Origin of the sequence: Halomonas sp. AOP7-B1-5 (assembly GCF_052353045.1) — a bacterium.
Taxonomy (GTDB): domain Bacteria; phylum Pseudomonadota; class Gammaproteobacteria; order Pseudomonadales; family Halomonadaceae; genus Vreelandella; species Vreelandella colorata.
Window position 1 is genome coordinate 1 of sequence record NZ_JBQTDC010000074.1, and the last position, 6,442, is coordinate 6,442.

General features: G+C 50.8%; 9 protein-coding genes. 7 read left to right on the forward strand and 2 right to left on the reverse strand.

Annotated features, from left to right (window positions below; translation table 11 throughout):
• Positions 1-779: 779 nt before the first annotated feature.
• Together ACT3XD_RS19065 and ACT3XD_RS19070 are read left to right on the forward strand one after the other, a co-directional pair.
• On the forward strand, positions 780-1,670 hold the full coding sequence (locus ACT3XD_RS19065; protein ID WP_225736370.1) for an integrase domain-containing protein: 891 nt from the start codon (positions 780-782) through the stop codon (positions 1,668-1,670).
• Positions 1,667-2,029, forward strand: a complete 363-nt coding sequence (locus ACT3XD_RS19070; protein ID WP_192539912.1) for a hypothetical protein — start codon at positions 1,667-1,669, stop codon at positions 2,027-2,029. The genes ACT3XD_RS19065 and ACT3XD_RS19070 overlap by 4 nt, the downstream gene beginning before the upstream one ends.
• Positions 2,030-2,070: 41 nt before the next feature.
• Here the strand turns inward: ACT3XD_RS19070 and ACT3XD_RS19075 are convergent, their stop codons facing one another.
• Positions 2,071-2,337 carry a hypothetical protein gene (locus ACT3XD_RS19075; protein ID WP_192539911.1) on the reverse strand — a complete coding sequence of 89 codons (267 nt, stop codon included), beginning with the start codon at positions 2,335-2,337 and terminating at the stop codon, positions 2,071-2,073.
• Complete coding sequence (locus ACT3XD_RS19080; RefSeq protein ID WP_192539910.1) at positions 2,337-2,564, reverse strand: hypothetical protein; 228 nt, start codon at positions 2,562-2,564, stop codon at positions 2,337-2,339. The genes ACT3XD_RS19075 and ACT3XD_RS19080 overlap by 1 nt, the downstream gene beginning before the upstream one ends.
• A 451-nt stretch (positions 2,565-3,015) precedes the next feature.
• Here ACT3XD_RS19080 and ACT3XD_RS19085 point away from each other — a divergent pair, with 451 nt between their 5' ends.
• The 5 genes from ACT3XD_RS19085 (at position 3,016) to ACT3XD_RS19105 (ending at position 6,126) form a co-directional block, all read left to right on the forward strand.
• Complete coding sequence (locus ACT3XD_RS19085; protein WP_192539941.1) at positions 3,016-3,549, forward strand: hypothetical protein; 534 nt, start codon at positions 3,016-3,018, stop codon at positions 3,547-3,549.
• A 173-nt stretch (positions 3,550-3,722) separates the two neighbouring features.
• Positions 3,723-4,007 carry a BrnT family toxin gene (locus tag ACT3XD_RS19090; RefSeq protein ID WP_192539942.1) on the forward strand — a complete coding sequence of 95 codons (285 nt, stop codon included), beginning with the start codon at positions 3,723-3,725 and terminating at the stop codon, positions 4,005-4,007.
• Positions 3,967-4,257, forward strand: a complete 291-nt coding sequence (locus ACT3XD_RS19095) for a BrnA antitoxin family protein (RefSeq protein WP_192539943.1) — start codon at positions 3,967-3,969, stop codon at positions 4,255-4,257. Before ACT3XD_RS19090 ends, ACT3XD_RS19095 begins: the two co-directional genes overlap by 41 nt.
• Positions 4,258-4,767: 510 nt before the next feature.
• Positions 4,768-5,577 carry a replication initiation protein RepM gene (gene repM, locus ACT3XD_RS19100; protein WP_444280672.1) on the forward strand — a complete coding sequence of 270 codons (810 nt, stop codon included), beginning with the start codon at positions 4,768-4,770 and terminating at the stop codon, positions 5,575-5,577.
• A gap of 135 nt (positions 5,578-5,712) precedes the next feature.
• Complete coding sequence (locus ACT3XD_RS19105; protein WP_444280673.1) at positions 5,713-6,126, forward strand: helix-turn-helix domain-containing protein; 414 nt, start codon at positions 5,713-5,715, stop codon at positions 6,124-6,126.
• Positions 6,127-6,442: the final 316 nt, after the last annotated feature.

The window sequence follows — 6,442 nt, forward strand, 5'->3', positions numbered from 1 at the left end:
GTTTTATCTCTACCAGGTTCCCAACCTCCATCTTTCTGTACGTGCTTTTGCTCGTTCAGATGTCTTCGCGTGTCTGTGTTCTCACAGCGCCTCATTTAGCAACGCATTGGTGTGTGCATTCACTGCACTTTATTGCGTCGGCCGCAGTTCATCGCCTGCCGTCGCCACACAACCATTTGCGTTGCTCGCACGCTCAAGCAGCGTGCGCACTTCCTGAGTCTGACCAATAGCCAGTCCTCTCTATCTATGGCTCATCACGAGCCATTGGCACATAGCTGTTCGTCAGGTGGGCTCCCCACCTGACGAACAGCGATCCCCCACCGGCATCTGCCGTAAACCGCCGTATTACGCGGCTTCTGACGTTTTTCGTCGAACGAATTTATCGACGAAAAACGACGAAAATGTCCGTTTAGGACATTTTCTAACAGCCACCTGACTGACCAGGTGGATGATACGGTCGGAGATTGGCACCTCCGCTCCCGCTTCTTTTTTTGCCACCACGCGGTTTGGGCACCCCTGGGTAGGGGTGAGCGTATGCGCTAGGCCGGAGCCTTCGTTTTGTCACACCGTGACAATCGGCGGCGCGGGGGATGGCTCCCCCCATAGTACCCATTAAAAACCAACGTTATGCCCATTTTTGCCACCCCCTGGATCGGCGAGCGTCCTCAATGACTCGCGACAAAACTCAACATGCGCTGCCGTGCGGCGAAGGCTTCGCGGGGCACCAAACAGGCCCGGGGTGGGACGTGAGTAGAAATTTTGGACTGGGATCACGAAACATGGTCACAGCGGCGCAATTTGCGCTGAATAACACCGTCCAAGCAGCCGGCATGGGGTTTTCCCATGCCGCCGAAACAGGACGTAACTTCGCCCAATTTGCCGCGTTTGCACGCGAAAATGGCGTCAAACAAATGGAATACATCAATCGTGAACTCGTCATCGAGTATGGTCAACAGCTAGCCGATCGCGTTAGCAATAACGAGATTGGCCAGGGGCACGCGCAAAACGCCGTGTCCGCTATCAATACGTTGATGCGCATCGCCACGCAGGGCGAATGGCAACGCGTGAGTCCCACGCGTGAGTGCGGTATTGATCAGCGCAGTGCTATTCGTGAGACGCCGCCTACGGGGCTCGACAGGACACAGTTAGAACGAGGCATAGCGGCGCTGAGTGAGCGTGGTGTCGCCATTGCAGAGCTAGCTCGGGAGTTCGGTTTACGCACAAAAGAGGCGTCACTACTCAATGCTCGGTCGGCGCTGCGTGAGGCTACCTCGCGTGGTGCCGTCACGATATCTGACGGCACCAAAGGGGGTCGCGAGCGGGAAATTCCGCTCACGTCAGCGCGGCAGCTCGCTGTTCTAGAGCGAGCTGCCGCTGCACAGAGGGCCGCCAGAGCGGTGATGCCAGCCGATCAAAACTGGAAATCCTGGCGTGAGAACGGGCTGCGCGATATCCGCGAAACCCTGCAACAGCACGGGGTCAGCCGGTTGCACGATCTGCGCAGCGCTTACGCCTGTGACCGTTACCAACAAATTACTGGGTATGCCGCACCGGTACTGGGAGGCCAGGCACCGCGTGACATTGACCGTGAGGCCCGTTTGCAGATCGCCAACGAGCTGGGCCACGGCCGCATCAGTATCACCAACAGTTACCTGGGGAATAGTGCATGAATGCCAACATCAGCCGGGAATTGCGGCAAAAAATTGATTTATATCGGCGCAAAGGCGGGAAAACGTCGCGACGTAACACCGCAGCCCGTATCGAGCGATTTATCGCAGCGGTTGGGCGCCCCCCCGAGCAAATTGGTAAACAGAATGTGCTGGAATTTTATGAACAACAGCAATTTGCCCCCAGTACAGCGCGAGACTACCACTATGCTATTTGCCAGTTATGGACAATGATCGGGCGCAACTGCGAGCCACCGCCCCCACCGTCGATGAACCGCACAACCTCATCAACAACGTATGCTGAATCGCTACCGAAAAGGCCGAGCCGGCAAGCGAGGAAGCCCGTAAAACCTATCGCGTGAGAGAGTAAGTGCGCTGCATGCAGAGCAAATAAACTTAGGATTTATATTGTTGCAGAGCGCTTTTTCCTAACCCTGGCCTGCAATCGTCTCCAATCCTCCGCCGGCACGTACTGGTCTGCCCAACGCAGCAGCAGCTCCGCCAGTCGCCAATGCGGGATATCGTCAGGGTAGGCGGTGGCATCATGTGTAATGCCTAATAAATCGAGCCGTGCGGTCCGCTGAGCGTTTTTATAGCTAAATGAGTAGTCCAGCAGCACGGCCAACCACAGCGGCGCCTCGGCGGCCTGTATGGAGCGAGAGCGCGGCATCAGAATTCGTCCAGATTGATCAACTCAAACACCTTACGTTTGGCATGGGTAAGGTCATTGTGAGACAGCACGTGCCAGTCATACGCCTCCATGCCGGGGCCCATTTCCTGGCCCACGGCACACCGATCACGCTCGTAGCGGTACCGCATCCCAGCAGGAGATTGCCATTCGGTAACGTTAGCGCCGGTAAAGACGGGTTTGAGGTCACTGATTTTGCGTAGGGCCATAGCCAGGTGTCCAGGTCAGTTCGGATACTCATCACGCTAGCCTATAAACGTGACATATTCACGCTTATTTTGCAGCAGGCAAATAAAAGCCCGACCCCATAGGGCCGGGCAAACTTCTATCGTCGCAATCCTAGCAATCTCTCATGAGCGTCCTACTCATGCCTCCTTGGCCCATCGAGCGCTCCTTGCTCGGTCGTCCTTCCAAAAGCATCCTTTGCTCGACACACTTTTACCCTAGACGACATAACTTTGGTTATCAAGCCAACCATTTCAGTGTGAAATATTCACGCCTATAGGCCGAAATTCAAGATTATTCGCCTTATCTTGAATTTGACGAGTAGTAGCTAATGGCGCACTGAAAGTTAAATTAACTTAAATTTAATTACAGGTTTGGCTGAATTATTTATTAATATTCCATAGCGTTAAAATTAATTAAACCTAAGGAAAGTCTATGAAGCACATTACATTCGCTACCTGCCTACTTGCTCTATTTATTTTGGCAGGTTGTGCCACAACGCCTCGTGCAGAATCCGGTCCATATGCCCACCTTGTTAATCCTCATGTAGACCTCAGTGCAGCTAGAGGAAATCCCGATGCTTTGGCCTATATACATCGCCATTACATGGTAGAAATGGCTGATAATGACAGCCTCAACCGAGAGGACTGGGAGCGTCAATATTTTGGTGACTCACCTTCACTAAATGAAGCAGCTAACATCACCTCGATGCATACGAAGCTTCTAAAATCCTCTCCCGAAATTATTACTGAGCACTTCGAAGAAAGTTCTCGGATGCACCTATCTGCTGCTAATACATTTTTCCTAACCGGCCAATGGAATGAGGCATGGATTGTTTATGACGCTTACTTAAATTCGCTGGAGAGTTTTATGCCCCATCTCAGTACAGAGCAGCAAGCAACTGCTACAGAACACCAAGCTTGGGTAAAGGAAAAGATTGCGGACGCGATTTATGCTAAATCCCGATAATTATCAAGGTACTTGTAACAATGTTATCTATTGAAAGGAGTCGTTATTTTTAAATGGCTGGCAGCCCATCTTCTTTTGAGGATGGGTGCTAACACTCCCAAAATAGCCAGTTAACTACCACTTGCTCTATTAATTAATGGGGGTACAATAATTAATAAGACAAGGAGACCCCGATGGCCTCAGGCAGTGAGATCGAGTATGACCTGCGAAAACAACAAGACACCCTGCAACATCGCGGCCTGGATTTTAACGATGCCCCTGCCGTCTTTGCTGGCAAAACGCTATCTATGCTGGATGACCGCCATAACTACGGCGAAGAACGCATCATCACCGTGGGTAAGCTCGCTGGCAAAATAACCATGATTGTCTGGACACACCGCGGAAAGAAGCGCCGCATTATTTCTATGAGGTATGCCAATGAACGCGAAAGACAACGATACGAACAGCACCTGGTTTGATCCAGACGACGCACCAGAGCTAACAGACGAGTGGTTTGAGTCAGCGCATCAATACCACGGCGATACCCTCGTGAAGCGTGGGCGTGGGCGTCCTCCCATTCCCGTAGGTGAACGAAAGGTACCGGTGAAAATTCGTTACGATCAAGAAGTTGTCGAGGCGTTTCGCCAAACAGGAAAGGGATGGCAAACCCGTATGAATCAAGCACTTCGCCAGTATTTGAAAGAACATGACGTACAAGAATTGAACTAACAATACTTTTAGATCGGCCCGCAGGGCCGATGCAGCGAGCTTGCGAGCGGTAACCGGCAATGTACATCACCTGATGCTCTACGGTTCCTGACGCCCACCACAGCCCCTTCTGTGCCTAGATTACACTTTTGACCAACAAGAGGTCCTAGCGGCCTGTACGTAACCATTGCGCGTATGCGCCCACCTGCGGCGCAGGTGCGTAGCACCTCGAAAGCCGCTCTAGTCGCGCCTTTGGCGCGTCACCATTAGGCTGGCCGAAGGCCAGGGCGAGCGAAGCGAAGGGTAGGCGAGCGCGTATGCGCTCTTCTTTAATATATTTAAAGGCTTTAAAGAATTTAGGTGGTGTTAATTAATTGATTTAAAACAATTATTAGCTAGTTATCACTACGGATTCCGGGTGTTATCACTACGGATTCCGGGTGTTATCACTACGGATTCCGGGTGTTATCACTACGGATTCCTTGTATTTAACTACATCAAGATATAGCGTAGTTATAATGAGGAGGCCGTATGTCACCGAAAAAGCAGGTCGTTAAAAAATCTAATGCGCTTATTAATGCATCGTACTCGATCTCGCTGGCTGAGCAGCGGCTCATCTTGTTAGCGGTTACAAGGGCCAACGGCGAGTTAGAGAGCATGGGAGATATGACTGTCCATGCGCGAGACTATGCCGATCAGTGGGGCGTGAGTATGAAGACCGCCTATGAAGCGATGCAGTACGCGGCAAGCCAGCTTTTTGAGCGTCGCTTTACGTTTCAGCAAGAAACGGAAAAAGGCTTGAAAACAACAGTTAGTCGCTGGGTTTCCCATGTTACATATTTTGAGGGTGAAGCCATCGTTAGCCTCGCATTTGCGCCTCATGTCCAGCCGCTACTATTTGATCTCAAGGAAAAGTTTACCTACTACGCCCTGGAGCAGATTGCAGACTTAACTAGTGTTCACGCAGTACGTCTGTACGAGCTACTTATTGCTTGGCGTTCTACGGGGAAAACTCCAGCCATTGAAGTTGCTGACTTGCGGCAGCGATTGGGTTTAGAGCCGGATGATTATCCTCGAATGGACAATTTTAAACGCCGAGTGCTGGACTTCGCTATCAAGCAAATCAACGAACACACAGACATCAAAGCTAGCTATGCGCAGCACAAGCGCGGGCGCAGTATTAGTGGTTTTGAGTTTAGTTTTAGGCCCAAGGCTATCCCTTCCGCTACATCAAAGAAAAAGATCATTAGCAAGAGCAAAGCTGAGGCGATGGCTCGACCCGGTGAAAGCTACAGTGCTCTCTACAAGCGCTTAAGCTTTGATTACACCATCAAAGAGTGATTGTTACGGCCATTTTGAATGAGTAATTGCTAGGGAAGAGAGTGTATAAAAGTCAGTGGAATGCAGTTCCCATCGAGTAAAGTTTGGTGTTTAGCGCTACCCTGAAACTGCTTTCATGCAACAGAGTAGCCACCTATGCAACTGACTGTTCCTCAGGCAGCGAAGCTGTACCGCAAGCATCGCAGTACTATTCATCGTCATATTGAGTCAGGCCGCTTATCATGCGGATTTCGAGGGGACGGAACTCGAATAATAGATATGGCTGAGCTAGTACGCTGCTATGGTGAACCGCAGCACTTGCCAGCGGAAATGCAGCCAAATGCAACGCCATCTCAAGACCCAATGCAACAAGCCATGTTGCAAGCGTTGCAGGCGATGCACAAAGAGCTGGTCGCATTACGCGAAGAGGTCGCGCAGCTACGCCAACTTCCTGCCCCTACCGCGGAAAAAGAGCCCTCTTCAGAAAATGATCCTCACGGTTTTCGAGCGATGGCTCGCAGAGTGTTCGAAACAAAGCCATCTACCGACGGCGACGATAGATCTTCATAACTTCATAGCCACCCCATGCAATTGTTCCAAACATAATCAATAAGATAGGTGATACGCCGACAAAAAATTGCATTATCTCACTCATCATCACAGCCTCTGCCAAAAGCCCTATTGCCTTTTGCTCATGCTACTGATAAATTTAAGGTTCTATCGCTCTTTAGCGATGTGACGTGGTAGCACTGGCCACGCAAAACTAACCAGTATTTTCCTCTCGCTCAAATCCCAACGTGGAATTGAGCGAAAAAAAACGGCCCATAGCTGTTTTTCTATTATATCTCTGTGTACCTGCACATTCGTGCATCTATAGAGAATTCCC